At 74.8% G+C, this 19,835-nt stretch carries 6 protein-coding genes; 2 read left to right on the plus strand and 4 right to left on the minus strand.

Annotation, left to right across the window (positions count from 1 at the left end; translation table 11 throughout):
* Nucleotides 1-37 precede the first annotated feature (37 nt).
* Nucleotides 38-268 (plus strand): hypothetical protein, encoded by a 231-nt coding sequence (locus AB0I68_RS28975; RefSeq protein WP_363180312.1) that lies wholly within the window; start codon nucleotides 38-40, stop codon nucleotides 266-268.
* A gap of 108 nt (nucleotides 269-376) precedes the next feature.
* Nucleotides 377-3,307 carry an AAA family ATPase gene (locus AB0I68_RS28980; protein WP_363180313.1) on the plus strand — a complete coding sequence of 977 codons (2,931 nt, stop codon included), beginning with the start codon at nucleotides 377-379 and terminating at the stop codon, nucleotides 3,305-3,307.
* A 68-nt stretch (nucleotides 3,308-3,375) separates the two neighbouring features.
* On the opposite strand, the gene AB0I68_RS28985 is transcribed toward AB0I68_RS28980, so the two are convergent.
* Genes AB0I68_RS28985 through AB0I68_RS29000 form a run of 4 tightly spaced genes read right to left on the minus strand, consistent with a single transcriptional unit; the run spans nucleotide 3,376 to nucleotide 19,824 of the window.
* A complete protein-coding gene (locus tag AB0I68_RS28985; RefSeq protein WP_363180314.1) occupies nucleotides 3,376-4,644 on the minus strand; it encodes an MFS transporter in 1,269 nt (422 codons plus the stop codon).
* A 50-nt stretch (nucleotides 4,645-4,694) separates the two neighbouring features.
* Nucleotides 4,695-6,050, minus strand: coding sequence for a cytochrome P450 (locus tag AB0I68_RS28990; RefSeq protein ID WP_363180315.1), 1,356 nt, complete (start codon nucleotides 6,048-6,050; stop codon nucleotides 4,695-4,697).
* Nucleotides 6,047-13,438 (minus strand): amino acid adenylation domain-containing protein, encoded by a 7,392-nt coding sequence (locus AB0I68_RS28995; RefSeq protein ID WP_363180316.1) that lies wholly within the window; start codon nucleotides 13,436-13,438, stop codon nucleotides 6,047-6,049. The genes AB0I68_RS28990 and AB0I68_RS28995 overlap by 4 nt, the downstream gene beginning before the upstream one ends.
* A gap of 41 nt (nucleotides 13,439-13,479) precedes the next feature.
* Nucleotides 13,480-19,824 carry an amino acid adenylation domain-containing protein gene (locus AB0I68_RS29000; RefSeq protein ID WP_363180317.1) on the minus strand — a complete coding sequence of 2,115 codons (6,345 nt, stop codon included), beginning with the start codon at nucleotides 19,822-19,824 and terminating at the stop codon, nucleotides 13,480-13,482.
* Nucleotides 19,825-19,835 lie beyond the last annotated feature (11 nt).

Here is a 19,835-nt window from a genome sequence, read left to right on the forward strand (position 1 = left end):
CACTCCCCATCAGGTAACGAGAAAGGTACTCACCACCATGCAGAAGCCCCAGGTCAACGCCCAGTCCGTCACCGCCGCCGACGAGGCCGCCGCCGGCGTCGCGGCCGAGGCGCGGATCGAGGACCCGGCCGGCGGGATCACCCTGTCGGGTCGGAACAAGGCGTGCGCCCGGGCCCGTGCTCTGGCCGGCGTGGTGCTCACCAGCGGCATCGTGATCACCCTGAGCTCGATCGACACCAGCGTCTCGGCCCCGAACGTCACCTGGTAGTCCGTGTCCGATCTTCTCCGGATCTCTCCCGGATCTCCACTCCGCCTTTGTTCGGAACGGCCAACTTTCGTCGCACAATCAGCCGTTCACATGAACTAGATTGCGGACATGCGTTCCCGTTCGCGGTACATCGTCGGTCGTGACTCGCAACTGCGGGAGATCAAGCAGGCACTGACCGACGCGGGCGAAGGGCGCGGCGGCGTCGTCTTCCTGGTCGGCGAGGCCGGAATCGGAAAGTCCCGGCTCGCCGCCGAAGCCGTGGGCATGGCCTTCGGCATGGGCCTGCGAGCCCTGCGGGGCCGCAGCAGCACCACCAGCCCCACCGTCCCTTTCCGGCCACTCACCGAAGCCCTGATGTCGCTTTTCCGCAGCGGCCCGCTCGACGGCACCGCCCTGGACGACCTGCCGCTGGGCCCCTACCGGCCCGCGCTCGGCAGGATCATCCCGGACTGGAGCAGCGACGCCCAGAACAACAGCTCCATGGTCATCCTCGGCGAGGCCGTGCTGCGGTTGCTCATCGCCACCGGCAAGGAGCACGGCCAGCTCCTCCTCCTGGAAGACCTGCACGACGCCGACCCCGAGACGCTCGCGGTCGTCGAATACCTGGTGGACAACCTGGAGTACACCAACGTGGTGCTCCTGGCCACGATCTGTACGGAGCCCTGCGACGCGCTCGACATGGCCGAGTCGGCCCGCCGGCGCGGCGTGGGGACCGTACTGGAACTCGCCCCGCTCACCCGACCCGAGGTCGGCGCGGTGATCGCCGCCCAACTGGACACCGAGCCCGGGCTCGTCCCGCCGGCGGCCCTCGACCGGCTCTGGGACGACAGCGCCGGCAGCCCCTTCCTCGTCGAGGAACTGCTCCAGGGCATGATCGGCAGCGGCGCCCTCGTCCGCTTCGACGACGGCTGGCGGGTCGTCGGCGACCTGCGCAGCGACGTGTCGACCGCCCTCGCCCGCGGGATCCTGCGCCGCATGGACCGGCTCGGCCCGCAGGGGCTGACCCTGCTGTCCGCCGCCGCCGTGATCGGCCGCCGCTTCCCGCTGACCGTGCTCCAGCGGATGACCGGCATCGACGACCGCGGGCTGCTCAGCCACCTGCACGCCGGCGTCGCGGCCCAGCTCGTCGTCCCCGACGAACCCGCCCCGGACTGGTACGCGTTCCGCCACTCGCTCACCGCCGAGGCACTGCTCACCCAGCTCACACCGGGCAACCGTGCGACGATGTCCGGCCGCGCCGCGGACGCGGTGCAGGCGCTCTACCCGGACCTCGAGGGCGACTGGTGCCCCCTGGTCGCGGAGCTGCGCTCCCAGGCGGGCGACGAGGCCGAGGCCGGCCGCCTGTTCACCGACGCCGGCCTGCGCGCCCTCGCCGCCGGCGCGATCGGCTCCGCGGTCACCCTGCTCAGCCGCGCCGAACGACTGCTCGCCGCCAGCCAGGACCCCGCCGGCCGCACCGACGCCCTGGAGGCCCTGCTCCCCGCGCTCGCCGAGGCCGGGGACTTCGCCCGGGCCTTCGGCTTCGCGGAGAACCTGCACACCCTCGGCGGCAGCGGCCTGAGCGCCACCCGGCTCGCCGCGCTGCACACCCGGCTCGCCAAGGTGGCGCACACCGCGGGCCGCTGGGAGGACGGCAATAGACAGATAGCCCAGGCCAGAGCCCTCCTCGGCGCCCACCCCGACGAGCGCTGCACCGCCTCGATCGATGTGACCGCCGCCTACCTCGCCCTCGACACCCCCGGCCCGGACCGCACCCAACTGGCCGAGAAACTCGGCCACTGCGCACTCCAGGCAGCGCAGCGCCACGGCCTCGCGACCGTCGCCTGCCAGGCCCTGGAACTCCTCGCCACCCTGGCCCGGGAGCGGGACTTCGACGAGGCCACCGCCCTGCTGGAATCGGCCCTGCAGACCGCCGAACAGCACCAGCTCCCGCTCCAGCGGATGTACGCGCTCACCCGGATCGGCGGCAACTACTGGCTCACCGAGGGCGCCACCGCCCCGCTGCTGGCGGCCCGGAGCCAGGCCCAGCGGCTCGGCTCGGCCACCATCGTCTACACCATTGACGGCATCATGATCCTGGACGCCGTCCTGCGGGCCGATTTCACCGCCGCGCAGCAGTCCGCCGAGGAGTGCCTGGCCGTCGTGCAGCGGCTCCGGCTGGCCCCGGCCACCCGCTACGTCCTGATGGCCCGGGCGGCGATGGCCGCCCACCGGGGCGACCGGCCCGCGATGGAGAGCGCGCTGGCCGCGTTCGCCGACTGGGACGGGGCCGGCTCCCAGGAGGAACCGCTGACCCGCGGCCTCGCCCGGGCCTTCTGCGCGCTGACGGAGGAGGACCGGCCCGGCGCCGTCCGCGAACTGCGCGCCGTCGCCGCCCTCGAGGACACCAACCCCAGTACCTACTACCTCAGCGGGCGGTACGGCATCGGCCTGCTCCTGGACGTGCTGTCGGGGGAGGCCGGCCGCGCCGCGTACGAGGAGATCGCCGCCACCGCACCCGGGCGGATGCGCTGGAACCGGCAGTTCGTCCTGTTCGCCGGCGCCGTCCTGCTGGGCCGCGAACGCCGTCCCGAAGAGGCCGCGGCCGCCGTGGCCGAGGCCCTGCGCGCCGCCGCCCCGTACGCCACCGCGCTCCACCTGGGCCTGCGGCTGATCGCCGAAGCGGCGTACGAGGACGGCTGGGGCGAGCCGGTGGCCTGGCTGCGCCGCGCCGAGGAGCACTTCCACCAGGGCGGCGTGGCCACGGTCGCGGGCGCCTGCCGCGCGGCCCTGCGCCGCATGGGCGCTCCGGTTCAGCAGCGCCGCACGGGTTCGAGCACGATCCCGGACGTCCTGCGCTCCCAGGGCGTCACGGTCCGCGAGTACGAGGTCTTCCGGCTCCTCGCGGAGCGCCTGGGCAACAAGGACATCGCCGACCGCCTCTACATCTCGCCGCGCACGGTCGAGAAGCACATCGCGGCTCTCGGCACCAAGACGGGCCGCACCAACCGCGCCGCCCTGTGCGAACTCTCGGCATCCCTGGCCTCGTCGGCGTCCTGACGTACCGGTCCCCGCGCCCGGACGCCCCCGCACGGTGACGCAGGCATCCCGCCGCGGACGGCACCCGGTCAGCGCATCTCGCGGACCGTGCGCGAGCTGAGGATCCCGATCCCCGTCACGGCCAGGACCACCGCCGAGAGGGCGAACATCGGGGCCGTGCCCGACTGGGCCAGGGCTCCGCACAGGATCAGGGAGAGCGGGGCCACCGCGTAGCCGATGACCATGTCCACCGAGATCACCCGGCTCAGCACCGGGCCGTCGATGGTGCGCTGGATCCAGCTGAGGCCGAAGACCCCCTGGAAGCCCATCCCGAAGCCCATCGCCAGGACCGTCGCGAGGGCCCCCGCCGTATTGCCGACGATGCCGAGCAGGCCCGTGCCGATCGCGAGCCATCCCGCCAGCGCGGCGATCAGCAGGCCCACCCGGGGGCGGCTGCTCAGGGCGCCGCCGACGAGGGTGCCCAGCATCGCCCCGCCGGCCAGTGCGCCGTTGAGCAGGCCGAGGGTGGCCGAGCCGCCGTGCAGGTCCACCTTGGCCAGGGTGGCGAAGCCGACGGTGAACGGGCCCGCCTGGCAGAAGGTCACCGCCGCGTCGACGGCCAGGATCGTGCGGATCCGGGGGTCCTCGAACGCGTACCGCAGCCCGGCGCGGATCCGGGAGCCCGGCGAACCCCCGTCCACGGGCTTCGCCGGCGCCGCCGAGCCCCCGGCCGGTGCGTCCGCCCCGGGGCGGGGCAGCGGGCGGATCCCCGCGACGCACAGACCGCAGAGCGCGAAGCACACCCCGTCGACGAGGAAGGCGACCGGGGCGTCGGAGAAGGCCACCACCATGCCCCCGACGGCCGGGCCGAGCACGGCCGACACCTTGGCGGCGACCGCGAGCAGGGCATTGGCCGGGGCGAGCAGCTCCTTGTCCACCACCGACGGCAGGATCGACGCCCGGGCGGGCTGGAAGAACGCGTCGACCGCGCCGAAGGCCGCGGCGGCGCAGCACAGCGTCCCCACCGTCAGGGATCCGGCCAGGCCGGCCAGACCGACGGCGGCCATCAGGCCGGCCCGGGCCCAGCTCGAGAGCGTCATCAGCGTCCGGGAGGACCACTTGTCGCTGAGGGAACCGCCGACCAGGGTCAGCAGGGCCCGCGGCACCGCCTGGAAGGCGAGGACGTAGCCGAGGGCCAGGGTGGACTGCGTGAGGCCGAGCGTGATCCAGGAGAAGGCGATGTAGCTGAACCCGTCGCCGAGCAGGGACAGGGACTGTCCGAGCCACAACAGGCGGAACGACGGCAGCCGGGCGGGGGCGCTCAGCCGCGACCGCGCGTCCACCAGGGTGGAAGCCATGGAGAAAATCCCCTTCGTAGGGCTGTCGGGCCGCCGCCGGGCGGCCGTGGTCAGTAGCGGACGGGCAGGGCCGTCAGCGCGCGGTTGAGGAGGGAGAGCTGCCAGGTGTGCTGCCGGTCGAGCAGCTCCAGGCCCGGGTATTCGCGTACGAGTACGTCGACCACCGCGCCGGCCACCAGCCGGGCCAGCGCCGCACCGATGCAGAAGTGCGCGCCGAATCCGAACCCCAGGTGCGAGGCGCTGCCGCGCCGGACGCTGAACAGGTCCGGGTCGGGGAAGCGCGCCGGGTCCCGGTTGGCGGCCGCCGTGACCAGGAACAGCCGGTCCTCCGCGCGGACGGATCGCCCGTCGAGGTCGAAGTCCCGGGCGGCGGTGCGGATGGACATCTTCGACGGTCCGTCGAAGCGCATGGCCTCCTCGACCGCCATCGGCACCAGCTGCGGGTCCTCGCGTACGGCCGCCAGCTCGTCGGGGTGCTCCAGCAGGGCGAGCACGGTGTTGACGATCAGGTTGCTGGTGGTCTCGCCGCCGGCGAAGGCCATCTGGGTCAGCATCCCGACGAACTCCTCCTCGCTGACCGACTTCCCTATCAGGCCGCCCGCCAGCACGGCGCTGATCAGGTCGTCCTTGGGGTCGGCGCGGCGCTGTCGCACCAGGTCTGCGAGGTAGTCGTCCAGGTTGACCAGGGACTGGAGGGAGGTGCGGTACTCGCGCTCCTCCTGGGCCGCCCCCAGGACGAGGTCGCCCACCCGGGCGTTCCAGTACCAGAAGGACGGGCCGTGTGCCTGGGGGACGCCCAGCCAGCGGGCGAAGACCAGGGCGGGCAGCGGCCGGGCGATGTCGGCGACCAGGTCCCCGATCCGGCCGGGGACGGCGCGGCGGGCGAGCATGGCGCGGGTGGCGCGTTCGACGAAGGCCCGGTAGCGGCCGATCGAGCGGGCCGCGAACTGCTCCTGGAACACCTGGCGCAGCCGCCGGTGCTGCGGGGCGTCGTTGAACACCATCCAGCGGGACAGGATCGCGAACGCCCGCTCGGCGTCCTCGCGGGCGCCCTCCGGCACGGCGTCCATCAGCGGGCGCACCCGCTCGGCGGAGACCGCGGGGTCGCGCAGGCAGTGCATCAGCTGGGCATGGCCGGTGACGAGCCAGGCCCGGTGCATGGCGGACCAGTACACGGGGTCGTGGTCGCGCAGGGAGCCCAGGTACCCGTACGGGTCCGCGTTGACGGCGGGGTCGAGGAGGTACCGCTCGGCGAAGCCGGCCGGCGGGGGCGGCGGGGTCGTCCGGGCGGCCGGAGCCGCCGGGGTGGCGGGCGGTGCGGTCCTCCCGGACATCGGGCACACCAGGGCGGTCGTGTCCGCGATCGTCTTCGCGGTCGTGTCGGTGTTCGTGGTCAGGACGGTCATCGGCGTGCCTCCGACTGGATCCGGCCGAGCACTGCAGCGGTCTTGTGCATCAGCCGTTCGGACATCATGGACATGTGGTCGCCTTCGGTGACGTGGACGGTCAGCCCGCCGAGCGCGACCTCGCGCCAGCGCTCGACGTAGGTCCGGAAGTCCACGTCCAGCCCGGGCATCGGTTCGCCGTCGGGCAGTTGCGCGGCCGCGCTGCCCACCAGGAGGTGGACGTGACCGGGGTAGGGGCGCAGTGCGTAGCCCGCCAGGGCGGTCAGCAGCGAGTGCCACACCTCGATGGGGGCGTGCTCCACCAGGGCCGCCTCGCCGGGGCTCATGCCGGCGCCCAGCAGCAGGGCGGTGAGCTCGGCCACGACCGCCTCCCGCTCCGCGGACGGCGCCAGTGCGCGGACGCGGTCGCGCATCCGGAGCCCCTGCCGCATGTCCCGGCCGACTGCCGCGAGGCGTTCGCGGGCCGCCGGGTTGGGCAGGTACGGCTCGATCAGCGTCAGCGGTGCGACGGTGTGACCGGCCTCGTGCAGCTGGGTCGCCATCTCCAGGGCGATGTTGGCGCCCATGGACCAGCCCAGCAGGTCGTGCGGGCCGGTCCCGCCGTGGCCGGCCATCTCGGCGGCGTAGTTGGCCGCGATGCCGGCGATCGTGGTCGGATCCACGCCGCCGAGCAGGCCCCGGGCCTGGAAGGCCCGGACCGGCTGCCCGGGCGGGAGGGCCCGGGCGAGCGGGACGTACCAGGCGCCGCTGCCGCCGCTGGGGTGCACGCACCACAGCGGGGCGCCGTCGCCCTCGCGCAGCCGGACCTCCGAGGTGACGGCCCGGGCCTTCGCACCCGGTGACGCCACGCCGGCCTCCCCGGCCTCCCCTGGCTCCCCGGCCGCCTCCGCCGCCGCCTCCGTGGCGCGGGCGGCGAGCCGGGCGATCGTGGGCAGCTCGAGCAGATCCCGTACGGAGACGCTCAAGCCCCGGGCGGCGGCCTGCGCGGCGACCCGGACGGTGGAGAGCGAACTCCCCCCGAGGGCGAAGAAGTCGTCGTGGACACCGACCTGGGAGATGCCGAGTACCGTGCGCCACACCTCGGCGAGCACCACCTCGGCCGGCGTGCCGGGCGCGACGTAGGCGGCGGCGCTGTGCAGGCGGTCGGCCGAGGGCAGCGGCAGGGCGTTCTTGTCGATCTTGCCGCTGCTGTTGACGGGCATCGCGTCGAGGAACACGAACCGGGCGGGGACCATGTAGGCGGGCACCTTGGCCCGCAGGGCCCGGCGGAAGGGCTCGACGACGGGCTCCACGCCGTCCTCGGGGACCACGTAGGCGACCAGCGCCGGCTCCGGGAGGTCGCGCCGCAGCAGGACCACCGCCTGTTGTACCTCGGGCAGTTCGCGCAGCCCGTGCTCGATCTCGCCGAGCTCGATGCGGAACCCGCGCAGCTTCACCTGGCTGTCGCGGCGGCCGAGGACCTCCACGGCGCCGTCGGGCAGCTGGACGCCGAGGTCGCCGGTGCGGCACAGCCGGCCGCCGGGGGCACCGTAGGGGTCGGGGACGAAGGCGGCGGCGGTCAGGTCGGGGCGGTTCACATAGCCCCGGCCGATGGCGCGTCCGCCGAGGTAGACCTCGCCCTGCACCCCGACGGGAACGGGCTGGAGGTCCTCGTCGAGCACGTAGACCTGGGTGTTGCGCATCGGCCAGCCGATCGGCGGCCGCTTGCAGTCCGGCTTGAGGAGGGTGGAGACGGACCACACGGCCGTCTCGGTGAGCCCGTAGACGTTGTAGAACCGCCGTCCGCGCGCCCACTTCTGGGCCAGTTCGGCCGGGCAGGCCTCGCCGGCGACCTGGAGCATCCGGATCGCGGGGAAGCGGTCCTCGCCGAGGGCCGCCAGGGCGCTCGGGGCCAGCATCGCGACGGTGATCCCGTACTCGAGCAGGGTGTTCGCGAGGTCGGAGCCGGCGCGCAGCGCCTCCCTGGGCGGTGTGCACAGCTGGGCGCCGTTCGCCAGGGCCCAGGTCAGGTCCATGATCGAGACGTCGAAGCTGAGGGAGGCGAACTGGAGCACCCGGTCGGCGGGGGTCACGGGGAACAGGTCGCGCTGTCCCTCCAGCATGTTGGTCAGGCTGCGGTGCTGGATGGTGACGCCCTTGGGCGTGCCCGTGGAGCCGGAGGTGTAGAGGATGTAGGCGGCGTTGTCCGCGCTGACGGCGGGCGCCGGGTCCGGGGCCTCGATCGGATCCGCCCAGGTCGACGGGTCGTCCACGACCAGGGTCGGGCCGTCGAACGGCACCGTCCCCAGCAGCGACGACTGGGTGATCAGCACCGGCATTGCGCTGTCCCGGGCGATGAACTCCAGCCGGTCGGCGGGGTGCTGCGATTCCAGCGGCAGGAAGGCGCCGCCCGAGCGGAGCACGCCGAGCACGGCCCGGACCATCTCCGGGCCCCGGTCGAGGCAGATGCCGACCGGCACCTCCGGGCCGACCCCGAGCGTGCGCAGCCGGTCCGCCAGCTTCCGTACGGAGGCGTCCAGTTCGGCATAGGTCACCTCCTGGGAACCCTGGCGGACGGCCACCGCGCCGGGCGTGCGCACCGCGTGCTCGGCCACGCACTCGTGGAACATCAGCGGGGTGTTGGGAAGTTCGGGACCCCGGCCCCACTCCTCCAGCGCGCGGATACGGGCCTCGCCGGCCAGCGCCGGCGGCGCGACGGGCGCCTGCGGCTGCGCGGTCATCGCCCTCAGCACCCCGCACATCAGGTCGGCGAGCTGCTCGGCGGTGGCCGGGGCGAGGTAGTCGGGGTCGACGTCGAGGGTGAAGGCCTCCACGCTCGCGTTGAGCATCAGCGGGAATGCGGTGCGGGCGATCTCGAGCGAGTCGTCCCAGCTGTCCCCGGACAGCCGGTGGAAGTTGACGTAGTTGAACAGGGTGTCCGCCAGGCTCGGCGTGCCGGGCCGCAGCTGCGCCAGCCGCGCCAGCGGGATCCTGCGGTACGGGAGCATCTCCTGTTCGGCGGCGAACGCCGCCTTCAGGTACTCCAGCCAGCTGCCCCGGGGACGCCGGACGCCGAACGGGACGGTGTTGAGGAACAGCCCGCGCATCCGGTCGGCGCCGGGCACCTCGGGCCGGCCGTTGGTGACCAGGCCGATCGAGTGCCCCTCGGCGGAGCCGTCGCGCTCGGCGAACAGGCTCATGGTGTGGTGGAACGCCGACAGCAGGACGGTGCGGCGGGGCACTCCGGCCAGCCGGGCCAGCCGGCCGATCGGCTCGGCGAGGGCGGCGTAGGAGCGGCGCACCTCGTGGACGACCTGCCCGCCGTCGGCGGCCTCCGTGCCGCGCCGGGTGAACCGGACCGGGCTCAGATCGCTGAGCGCCGACCGCCAGTACGCCAGGCCCTCCTCGTCGACGAGCGCGGCGCGTTCCAGCGCGACGTACTCGGCGTACGGGGGCGCCGCCGGCAGCTGCGGTGTCCGGCCCTGCGCCACGGCCTGCCGGTGCAGGTCGAGCAGGTCCGCGATGAGCGAGGTCAGGCTCCAGCCGTCGAGCACCACGTGGCAGTCGGTGAGCGTGAGCCGCAGCTCGTGGTCGGTGAGCCGGTGCAGGTGGATGCGGACCAGGGGCGGGGCGGCCAGGTCGAAGCGCCGGGCGAACTCCGCCTCGACGTAGCCCCGGACCGATGCCCACTGCTCCGCGTGCGCAAGGCCGCGCAGGTCGCTGTAGCCGACCGGGAGTCCGGCGGCGGCGTGCACCAGCTGGAGCGGCTCGGAGAAGGAGACCAGGTCGATGGAGGACCGCAGGATGCTGTGGCCGCGTACGACGGCGTCCACCGCGGCCTGGAAGGCGGCGAGGTCGAAGCCCTCCGGCACGGTGATCTTGAGGTCGGTGACGTTGTGGTAGGCGCCGCGGTGCGGGTCGGCCAGCATCTCGTGCAGCATGCCGGCCTGGAGCATGGTCAGGGGGTACGCGTCGTCGAGGCCCTTCGGCAGCCGGGCTGCGTCGGCCGGGTCGAGCTGGGAGAACGGCTCCACGGGCGCGGGGACCGGGTCGTCGCCCGCCTCGGTGGCCAGCGCCGCGAGGTCGCCCAGGGTGCGGGCCCGGAACAGGTCCGGGACGCTCAGCCCCAGTCCGGCGGAGCGGGCCTGCCCGATCACCCGCAGGGCCAGCATCGAGTCGCCGCCCAGGTCGAAGAAGTTCGCCGTACGGCTGATCCGCTCGGCGCCCAGGACGTCCGACCAGATGCGGGCCAGCGCCACCTCGGTCGCACCGGCCGGCGGGACGTGGCCGGCGGGCGCGGCGGCCCCCTCGACGGCCACCGCCACCAGGGACGTGCGGTCCACCTTGCCGTTGGCGGTGATCGGCAGCTTCGGGTGCCGGACGAACAGCGCGGGGACCATGTACTCGGGCAGCGTCAGCCGCAGCCGGCCGCGCAGGTCCGGCGCGTCCAGCGGCCGGCCCTCGGTCAGCACCACGTGGGCGACCAGGCGGGCGCCGCCGTGCGCGTCGGGCCGGGCCACCACCGCGGCGTCCCGTACGCCGGGCAGAGCGCGCAGCGCGGTCTCGATCTCGCCGGGCTCGATGCGGAAGCCGCGGATCTTCACCTGGTGGTCGGCCCGGCCGGCGTACGCCAACTGCCCGTCCGGCATCACCCGTACCAGGTCGCCGGTGCGGTACATGCGGGTCCCGCCCGGACCGAACGGGTCGAGGGGGAAGCGCTCGGCGGACAGCTCCGGCCGGTTGCGGTAGCCGCGGGCGACGCCGCCGCCGGCCACGTACAGCTCGCCCACCGTGCCGCGCGGCGCCAGCCGCCCCGCCCGGTCCAGGACGTAGCCGTGCTGGCCGGCGAGGGGGCGGCCGATCGGCGAGTACACGGGGGAGACCGTGTCCTCCTCGGTGATCAGCCGGTACGTGACGTGCACGGTGGTCTCGGTGATCCCGTACATGTTCACCAGCGCGGGCCGCTCGCCCTCGGGCACGGCGAACCAGTCGCGGTAGTCGCGGGCGTCGAAGGCGTCACCGCCGAAGATCACGGTGCGCAGCGCCAGAGCGGCGAACGCCTCGCCCTGCTGCGCCAGATGGGCCCGCAGCCCCTTGAACGCGGCCGGGGTCTGGTTGAGCACGGTGACGCGCTCGTCGCGCAGGACGGCGTGCACCGCGGCGGGGTCGCGGACCTCGTCCTCGCTGAGCACGACCACCCGCCCGCCGGAGGCCAGCGGGGCCCACAGCTCCCAGACGGAGAAGTCGAAGGCGGGGGAGTGCAGGAGCGTCCACACGTCGTCGGCGCCGAAGCCGAAGTGCCGGTCGGCGGCGCCGAGCAGCCAGGCGAGGTTGCCGTGGGTGATCTCGACGCCCTTGGGCTGCCCGGTCGACCCCGAGGTGTAGATGACGTAGGCGAGGGTGTCCGGTCCGGGGAGCACACCGGCGAGCGGGTCCGCCGCCCCGGTGTCGGCGGTGTCGTCGGCGGCGCCCCCGAGGGGGATCACGCCCACCGGCAGCCCCTCCACCGCCGCGCGGCCGACGGCATCGGCGACCACCCACTCCACCCCGGCGTCGGCGACCGTGAACTCCCGCCGGGCCCGCGGGTGGGCGGGGTCCAGCGGCAGGTACGCCGCACCGGCCCGCCATACGCCGAGCAGCGCCACGGCCAGGTCGACCGAGCGGCCGAGGCAGACGCCGACCAGGGACTCCGGGCCGATGCCCGCGGCCCGCAGCCGCCGGGCCAGGGCCAGGGAGGCGGCATCGAGTTCGGCGTACGTCAGGCTGCGGCCGCCGCCGGAGACGGCCACCGCGGCGGGGGCCAGCCGGATCCGCTCGGCCAGGCGCTCCAGAGCCGGCCGCGGCGCCGGCTCGGCGCCGCCTGCCGTCAGGCGGTTCGCCGGGCCGTCGGGGCCGAGCAGCGCGGCCCGCTCGTCCCCGGTGAGCAGGTCGGCCATGCCGAGCGGCACGTCCGGGGCCTCGGCGAACACCCGCAGCACCGCGACGGTGTGCTCGGCCAGCCGGGCCACCGATGCCGCGTCGAACAGATCGGGGCGGTAGACGAATTGGAGCCGGATGCGGTCCGCGTCCTCGCTGACGTCGAGCGTCAGGTCGAACTTCGCGGTGGTGAGGTCGATGGGGAACGCCGTACCCGTCGCCTCGCCGAGGGCGTACGCACCCTGCCGGGCGGTGGCGGAGTGCGAGAACAGCACCTGGAACAGCGGGTTGCGCGACAGGTCCCGCTCGGGGCTCAGCTCGTCGACGACCCGCTCGAACGGCAGGCTCTGGTGGGAGAGGGCGCCCAGGACGCTGTCCCGGGTGCGGGCGAGGAGCTGCGCCGAGGTCGGGTCGCCGGACAGATCGGTGCGGATGACCAGGGTGTTCACGAAGAACCCGACCAGCTGCTCGATCTCCGGGCGCTCGCGGTTGGCGACGACGGTGCCGATCGCGATGTCGTCCTGGCCGCTGTGGAAGGCCAGCGCCGCCTTGAAGGCCGCCATCAGGGTCATGTACGAGGTGGTGTCGGCCCGTCGGCCCAGCTCGGCCAGGGCCGCCGTCAGCGCCTCGGGGAGCTCCACCGCGTGCACGGCGCCGGCGGAGGTGCGGACGGCGGGGCGCGGGTGGTCGGTGGGCAGGTCGAGCGGGGTCAGGCCGGAGAGGGCCGTACGCCAGTAGGCCAGGTCCGTGCTCTCGTCGGCCCCGCGCTGCCAGTGCGCGTAGTCGGTGTAGTCGACCGGCGGCGCGGTGAGTTGCGGGAGCCGGCCCCGGCTTCTGGCCCGGTAGCAGGCGCTCAGGTCACCCGTCAGGATGTCCAGTGACCAGCCGTCCGAGACGATGTGGTGCATGGCCAGCACCAGCACGTGGTCGTCGGCCGCGATCCGCAGCAGGGTGGCCCGGAACGGCGGCGCCGCGGCCAGGTCGAAGGGGCGCAGCGCCACCTCCCGTACGGCCTCGGCGATCGCCCCGGGGCCGCCGGCGCGCACCGCCGGGGGCAGGTCGACCACGTCCAGGCCGGCCGCGTCGGCGGCGTCGAGCACGTGCTGGGCCGGTACGCCGTCCTCGTGGGAGAACACCACCCGCAGCTGCTCGTGGCGGGCGACGAGGTCCCCGATCGCCGCGCTCAGCGCGGCCACGTCCAGGGGGCCGGTGAACCGCCAGGCCGCGGGCATCAGGTACTCGACGCCGCCGGGGGCGAGCTGGTCGAGGAAGTACAGGCGCTGCTGGGCGGCCGACAGCGGGGCCCGCGCGGGGCGCGGTCCCCGCCGGGGGATGCCCGCGGGCGCAGTGGTGGCCTTGCCGCGCAGGCGCAGTTCGAGGAGCCGGCGGGCTGCCGGGGAGAGACCGCTCGGGGTGCCGGAGGCAGGGGTGGCAGCCGCGGTGGGGGTGCCGGTGGAGGGGCCGGTGGAGGTTTCGACCTGTGCAGTGGTCATCGGAAGTGCCGTCCAATCAAGGGCTGGGGTCGTTGAGACGGTCAGTGGTCGCAGGTCAGGGACAGGTCGATCTCGTCGTCGCTCATCGTGGAGATCTGGTCGATGAGCTGCCGTTCCACCTCGATGGCGAGCAGTTCGACCGTCGGGTGGTCGAACAGGTCGCGCACCTGGATCGGGCAGTCGAACGCGGTGCGCAGGCGGGACGCGGCCGCCACGGCGCGCAGCGAGTGGCCGCCGAGGGCGAAGAAGTCCTCCCGGATCCCGACCTCGGCCAGGCCCAGGACCTCGGCCCAGATCTGGGCCGTCACGAGCTCGGTGGGGGTGCGCGGTGCCACGGACGCGGCGGGCGCGGCCAGGACCGGGTCGGGCAGGGCGGCGGTGTCGGTCTTGCCCTGCACGGTGCGGGGCAGGGCGTCGAGCAGGACGAACGCGGCGGGCACCATGTAGCCGGGCAGCAGGGTCCGGCACCAGGCGGCCAGTGCCTCGGCGTCGAGCCCCCGGCCGGCCGCGTAGCCGACGAGGGCGCGCTCGCCCCGGAGTTCCCGGACCAGCACGGCCGCGCCGTGCACGCCCGGGTGCTGTTCCAGGACGGCCTCGATCTCGGCCGGTTCGATGCGGAAGCCGCGGATCTTGACCTGGTCGTCGGTGCGGCCGAGGAACTCCAGTTCCCCGGTGGGCAGTCGGCGGACCAGGTCGCCGGTGCGGTAGAGCCGCCCGCCGTCGCCGCCGTACGGATCGGGGACGAACCTCTCGGCGGTGAGATCCGGCCTGCCGAGGTAGCCGCGGGCCAGCTCCGGGCCGCCGATCAGCAGCTCGCCGGGCACCCCGACGGGTACGAGCTGACCGAGGGCGTCCACGACGTACGCCCGGCGCGAGCCCAGCGGCCTGCCGATCGCGACCCGGCCCTCGACCGGTGCGGTGACGGTGTGGGCGGTGGCCGAGATGACCGACTCGGTCGGGCCGTACGTGTTGACGACGGGCACGTCGGGGAGGTGGGCGAACCAGCGGGCCAGGGGCGCCGAGGGCAGTGCCTCGCCGCCGGTGACCAGCAGCCGCAGGCTCTTGAGGTCCCCGGCGACCGTGTCGAGCCGGGCGACGATCTCCTCCCAGTAGGCGGGGGTGGCCTCCATGACCGTGACGCCCCGGGTGCGGACGGCCTCGGCGAGCTCCTCCACCGCCCACACCTCGTCCGGGCGGACGACCACCGAGGCTCCCGCGCCGAGGGCGGGCAGCACCTGCTCCAGGGACGCGTCGAAGGAGAAGGAGGCGAAGGCGAGGACCCGGTCGTCCGCGGTGATGCCGAACAGTTCGCGGGCCGCGGCGGTGTGCGCGCCGAGCGCGTGGTGTGCGACGCCGACGGCCTTGGGGCGGCCGGTGGAGCCCGAGGTGAAGATGACGTAGGCGAGGTCGTCGGGGCCGGGGGTGTGCCGGGGCGCGTCCGGGTCGGGCAGGACGGTGTCGACGGGGACGGCCCGCGGTCCGAGCGCGGCGGCCAGCGCGTGGGTCGAGGCGTCGCTGAACACGCTGTGCACGCCCGCCTCGGCGCACATGAACCGCAGCCGGTCCTGCGGCAGCCGCGGGTCGAGGGGGACGTAGACCCCGCCCGCCCGCCAGATCGCGGCCATGGCGGCGACCGAGCGGATACCGCGCCGCAGGCACACGCCGACCGGGGTGCCCGGCCGTACCCCGGCGTTGGTGAGGGCGCGGGCCAGCCCGCCGGTCAGGCCGTCCAGTTCGCCGTAGGTCAGCCTCTCGTCCCCGCAGAGCAGCGCCGGCGCGTCCGGCGCGCCCGACACGGTGAACGGGACCGCCGCCGGGGCGGCGCCCGCGGCGCCCGCGGCCCCGGCCAGCTCCGCGTACTCCGCGGGCGACAGCAGCTCCAGCCGCCCGACGGGCTGCTCCGGATCGGCCACCACCGACTCCAGCACCCGGCCCACGTGCCCGGCGAACCGGGTGACCGTCCCGGCGTCGAAGAGATCGCTCGCGTACTCCATGTTCAGCGCGAAACGGTCGGGATAGAGCAGGAAGGTGGCGGTCAGGTCGAACTTGGCCGAACCCCACGGCAGGACGAAGTGCTCCACGTCGAGGCCCTCGACCCGCGGCCCGCCGGCGGCGCCCTCCTGCACGTCGAACATCACCTGGAACAAGGGGTTGCGGGACGGGTCCCGCTCCGGCCGCAGCTGCTCCACCAGCCGCTCGAACGGCACCTCCTGGTGGTCGAAGGCCCCGAGCACCGACTCCCGGACCCGGCCCAGGAACTCCGTGAACGAGGGCTCGCCGGACAGGTCCCCGCGCAGCACCACCGTGTTCACCAGCAGCCCCACCAGCCGCTCCAGCTCCACCTGGCCGCGGCCCGCGACCGGTGTGCCCACCGCCACGTCCTGCTGCCCGGACCAGCGGCCCAGCACGATCTGCACCACGGCCAGCAGCACCGTGAACCGGGTCACCCCGTGCCGGCGGGCCAGCTCGCCGAGCGCGGCCTCCAGCTCCTTCGGCAGATCGATCTCGACCGCGCCGCCCCGGCCCGACCACCCCGCCGGGCGCGGCCGGTCCGTCGGCAGGTCCAGTACGGGGACACCCGCCAGGGCCCGCTCCCAGTACGCCAGCTGCCGCTCCAGCACCTCGCCGGCCATCCGGTCGCGCTGCCAGACCGCGAAGTCCCCGTACTGGACCGGGACGGGCGGCAGTTCGGCCGGGCGCCCCGTCACCCGGGCGGCGTACGACTCGGCCAGCTCGCCGATGATCACGTCCTTGGACCAGCCGTCGGTCGCCACGTGGTGGAAGGCGATGACGGCGACGTGGTCCTCGGGGTCCAGCTCCCACACCCCGGCCCGCAGCAGCGGCGGCCCGGCCAGGTCGAAGCGGCGGGTGGCGTACGGGACGGCCACCTCCCGGAGCCGCTCGAGCCGCACGGCCTCGTCGTCCCCCGGCGGCGCCGGCTGCCACACCAGCGGTACGCGGACCCCGTCGACCACCCGCTGCGCCGGCCGGCCGTCCACCTCGACCAGGGCGGTCCGCAGCGCCTCGTGCCGGGCCACCACCTCGTCGAGGGCCCCCTGCCAGGCGTCCCGGTCGAGTCCGCCGCGCATCCGCCACGAGAACCAGAGCACGTACTCGTCGCCGACGTCGGACATGCGGTCCAGGAACCACATCCGCTCCTGCGCGAAGGACAGCGGCAGCGGCCCGGAGCGGTCCACGGGGACGACGCTCGCGGCGCCCGCCTGCCGGGCCGCGGCCACCAGCGGGCCGAACGCGCGGATGCGGGGGTTCTCGAACAGGGTGCGCAGCTCCACCTCGCGGCCGAGCCGCTCCGCGATCCGGGACACGGCCATGGTGGCGAGCAGGGAGTGGCCGCCGAGGTCGAAGAACCCGTCGTCGATGCCGACCCGGTCGACGCCCAGGACCTCCGCCCAGATCTCGGCGACCACCCGCTCGGTGGCGTCGCGCGGCGCGATGAACTCGGCGCCGCCCGCCGCCCGGTCCCGCTCCGCGCGCTCCCCGTCCGGCCGCGCGGCGGGCAGGGCGGCCCGGTCCAGCTTGCCCGAGGCGTTCACGGGCAGTGCGTCGAGCGCCACGAAGTCCGCGGGCACGGCGTAGTGCGGCAGCCGGCCGGCGCAGAAGGACCGCAGCACGGCGGGCTCCACCGGACCGCCCGGGCCGGCCACCACGTAGCCGGTCAGGCTCTTGCCCCCCTGGGCGTCGGTGCCGACGGCCACCGCGGCGGCCACCACCCCGGGGCACCGGGCGAGGGCCGCCTCCACCTCGCCGAGTTCGATGCGGAAGCCGCGGATCTTGACCTGTTCGTCGGTGCGGCCGAGGAACTCCAGCTCTCCGGTGGGCAGTCGGCGGACCAGGTCGCCGGTGCGGTAGAGCCGCCCGCCGTCGCCGCCGTACGGATCGGGGACGAACCTCTCGGCGGTGAGATCCGGCCTGCCGAGGTAGCCGCGGGCCAGCTCCGGGCCGCCGATCAGCAGCTCGCCGGGCACCCCGACCGGTACGAGCTCGTCGTGCGCGTCCACCACGTACGCCCGGCGGGAGCCCAGCGGCCGCCCGATCGGCACCCGGCCAAGGTCCCCGGCGGCGCCGATGTCGTGGGTGGTGGCGGTGACGGTGGTCTCGGTCGGGCCGTACGCGTTGAGCACCCGCACCTGCGGGGCCCGGGCCAGCCAGGCGGCCAGCGCCGCGGCCGGGACGGACTCCCCGCCGAGGACCAGCAGGCGCAGCGGGGCCAGCGCGGCCGCGCTCCGGTCGGTGAGCGAGAAGGCCAGCTCGGCCCAGTACGTGGGCGGCAGGTTCAAGACGGTGATCCCGTGCCGCTCGACCACCGCGGGGAGCTGCGCGGGCAGCCACTGCTCGTCCGGCCGCAGGACCAGGGCGGCCCCGCAGCCGAGGGCGGTCAGCAGCTGGTCCAGCGAGGCGTCGAACGAGAAGGACGAGAAGGCGAGCACCCGGTCCCGGGCGGTGATCCCGAACTCCTCGCGGGCGGCGGCGACATGCGCGGCGATCGCGCCGTGCTCGATGCCGACGGCCTTCGGGCGCCCGGTGGAGCCCGAGGTGAAGATGACGTACGCGAGGTCCCGCGGGTCGGGGGTGTGGTGCGGGGCGTCCGCATCGGGCCCGGCGTCCTCCACCCGGAGCACCTGCGGGCCGAGCGCGGCGGCCAGGCCGCCGGTCGCGGCATCGGTGAGCACGCAGTGCAGACCGGCCTCGGCGGCCATGAACCGCAGCCGCTCCTCGGGGAGCGCGGGATCCAGCGGTACGTAGACCCCGCCCGCCCGCCAGATCGCGGTCATCGCGGCCACCGACCGCACCCCGCGCTGCAGGCACACGCCCACCGGGGTCCCCGGGCCCACCCCCGCCGCCCGCAGGGCCGTGGCCAGGCCGCCGCCGAGGGCGTCCAGTTCGCCGTAGCGCAGCGTCTCCTCCCCGCACACCAGGGCCACCGCGCCGGGCTCGCCCGCCACGGTGAACGGCGCCGCGGCCGGCGCGCCGCGCCCCGAGCCCGCCATCTCGACCAGGCGCCGGCGCTCCTTGCCGGGCAGCGGCTCCAGCCGCCCGGCGAGTTCGGCCACCGGGGTCCCCGGCGAGGCCGTCACCGCGCGCAGGAACTCCAGGTAGCCCTCGGTGAAGCGGACCATCGTGCTCTGGTCGAACAGGGCCGTGGAGTACTGGAGCCGCGCCGCGATGTCCCCGTTGGCGCGCAGGCTCAGGTCGAGGAACACGTCCAGCGGGGTGCCCGTCAGCGGGGTCCGCACCAGCGCCACGTCCAGATCGTCCAGCCGGGCCGCCGACGGGACGGTGTTGAGCAGTGTGAAGGAGGCCTGCGCGAGGGGGTGGCGGGACAGGTCGCGTTCGGTGACCACCTCGCCGACCACCCGGTCGAACGGCGCCTCGGCGTGCGAGAAGTCCCGCAGCGCCCCCGACCGGACCCGGCCCAGCAGCGCGGCGAAGGTCGGATCGCCGGACAGGTCGGTGCGCAGCACGATCGTGTTCACGAACGGGCCGATCAGACCGGCCACTTCGGCGCGCCCGCGGTCCGCCAGGGTGGTGCAGACGGCGATGTCGGACCGGCCGGAGTAGCGGCCCAGCAGGGCCTGGTACACCGCGAGCAGCAGCATGTAGCGGGTCGCGCGCTGCTCCCGGGCCACCCGGTCGACCTCGGCGACCAGTCCGGCCGGCAGCTCGAAGCGGACCACGTCCCCGGAGCCGTCCCAGAACGCCGGCCGGGGCCGGTCCGCGGGCAGTGCGAGCGGGGCGACGCCGGCCAGCCGCTCGCGCCAGTACCCGAGCAGCCGCTCCATGCGCGGCCCGCTCAGCCGCTCGGCCTCGGTGCGGGCGACGTCGGTGTACTGGAGAGGGGGTGCGTCCACCGCCTCGCCCCGGTAGCCGGCGTCCAGTTCGCGCAGCAGCACGTCCCAGGACCAGCCGTCCACGGCGATGTGGTGGACCACCAGGAGCAGCACGTGGTCCTCGGGCCCGAGGCGGGCGAGCGTGGCGCGCAGCGGGTGTTCCTTCGCCAGGTCGAGCGGGCGCGCCGGCTCCCGGTCGAACAGCTCGTCGACGCTGCCCGCCTCCACCCGCTCCAGCCTGGTGCGGCCCGGCGGGTCCACCCGGGGTACGGGCTCCCCGTCGACGGCCGTGAACCGGGTGCGCAGCACCTCGTGCCGGTCCACGATGCCCGTCAGCGACCGCTCCAGGGCCGGGACGTCGAGGGCGCCGCGGATGCGCAGGGCCAGCGGGAGCAGGGACTCGGCCGAGCCTCCGGTGAGCTGGTCGAGGAACCACAGCCTCCGCTGCGCGAACGACACTCCGTCACCGTCTCGGACGACGTCGCCGGCTTCGCTGCCGTGCCTCGCCGCTCCGCCGTGCGCTGCGACAACCTTCACTGTGGGCCTCC

Origin of the sequence: Streptomyces sp. NPDC050448, from assembly GCF_040655295.1 — a bacterium.
In the GTDB taxonomy this organism is placed as follows: Bacteria; Actinomycetota; Actinomycetes; order Streptomycetales; family Streptomycetaceae; genus Streptomyces.

What these genes read in the sequence shown, in the direction of transcription:
- AB0I68_RS28975 (WP_363180312.1), top strand. Translation starts at nt 38, where the DNA reads ATGCAGAAGCCCCAGGTCAACGCCCAGTCCGTCACCGCCGCCGACGAG.
- AB0I68_RS28980 (WP_363180313.1), top strand. Translation starts at nt 377, where the DNA reads ATGCGTTCCCGTTCGCGGTACATCGTCGGTCGTGACTCGCAACTGCGG.
- AB0I68_RS28985 (WP_363180314.1), bottom strand. Translation starts at nt 4,644, where the DNA reads ATGGCTTCCACCCTGGTGGACGCGCGGTCGCGGCTGAGCGCCCCCGCC.
- AB0I68_RS28990 (WP_363180315.1), bottom strand. Translation starts at nt 6,050, where the DNA reads ATGACCGTCCTGACCACGAACACCGACACGACCGCGAAGACGATCGCG.
- AB0I68_RS28995 (WP_363180316.1), bottom strand. Translation starts at nt 13,438, where the DNA reads ATGACCACTGCACAGGTCGAAACCTCCACCGGCCCCTCCACCGGCACC.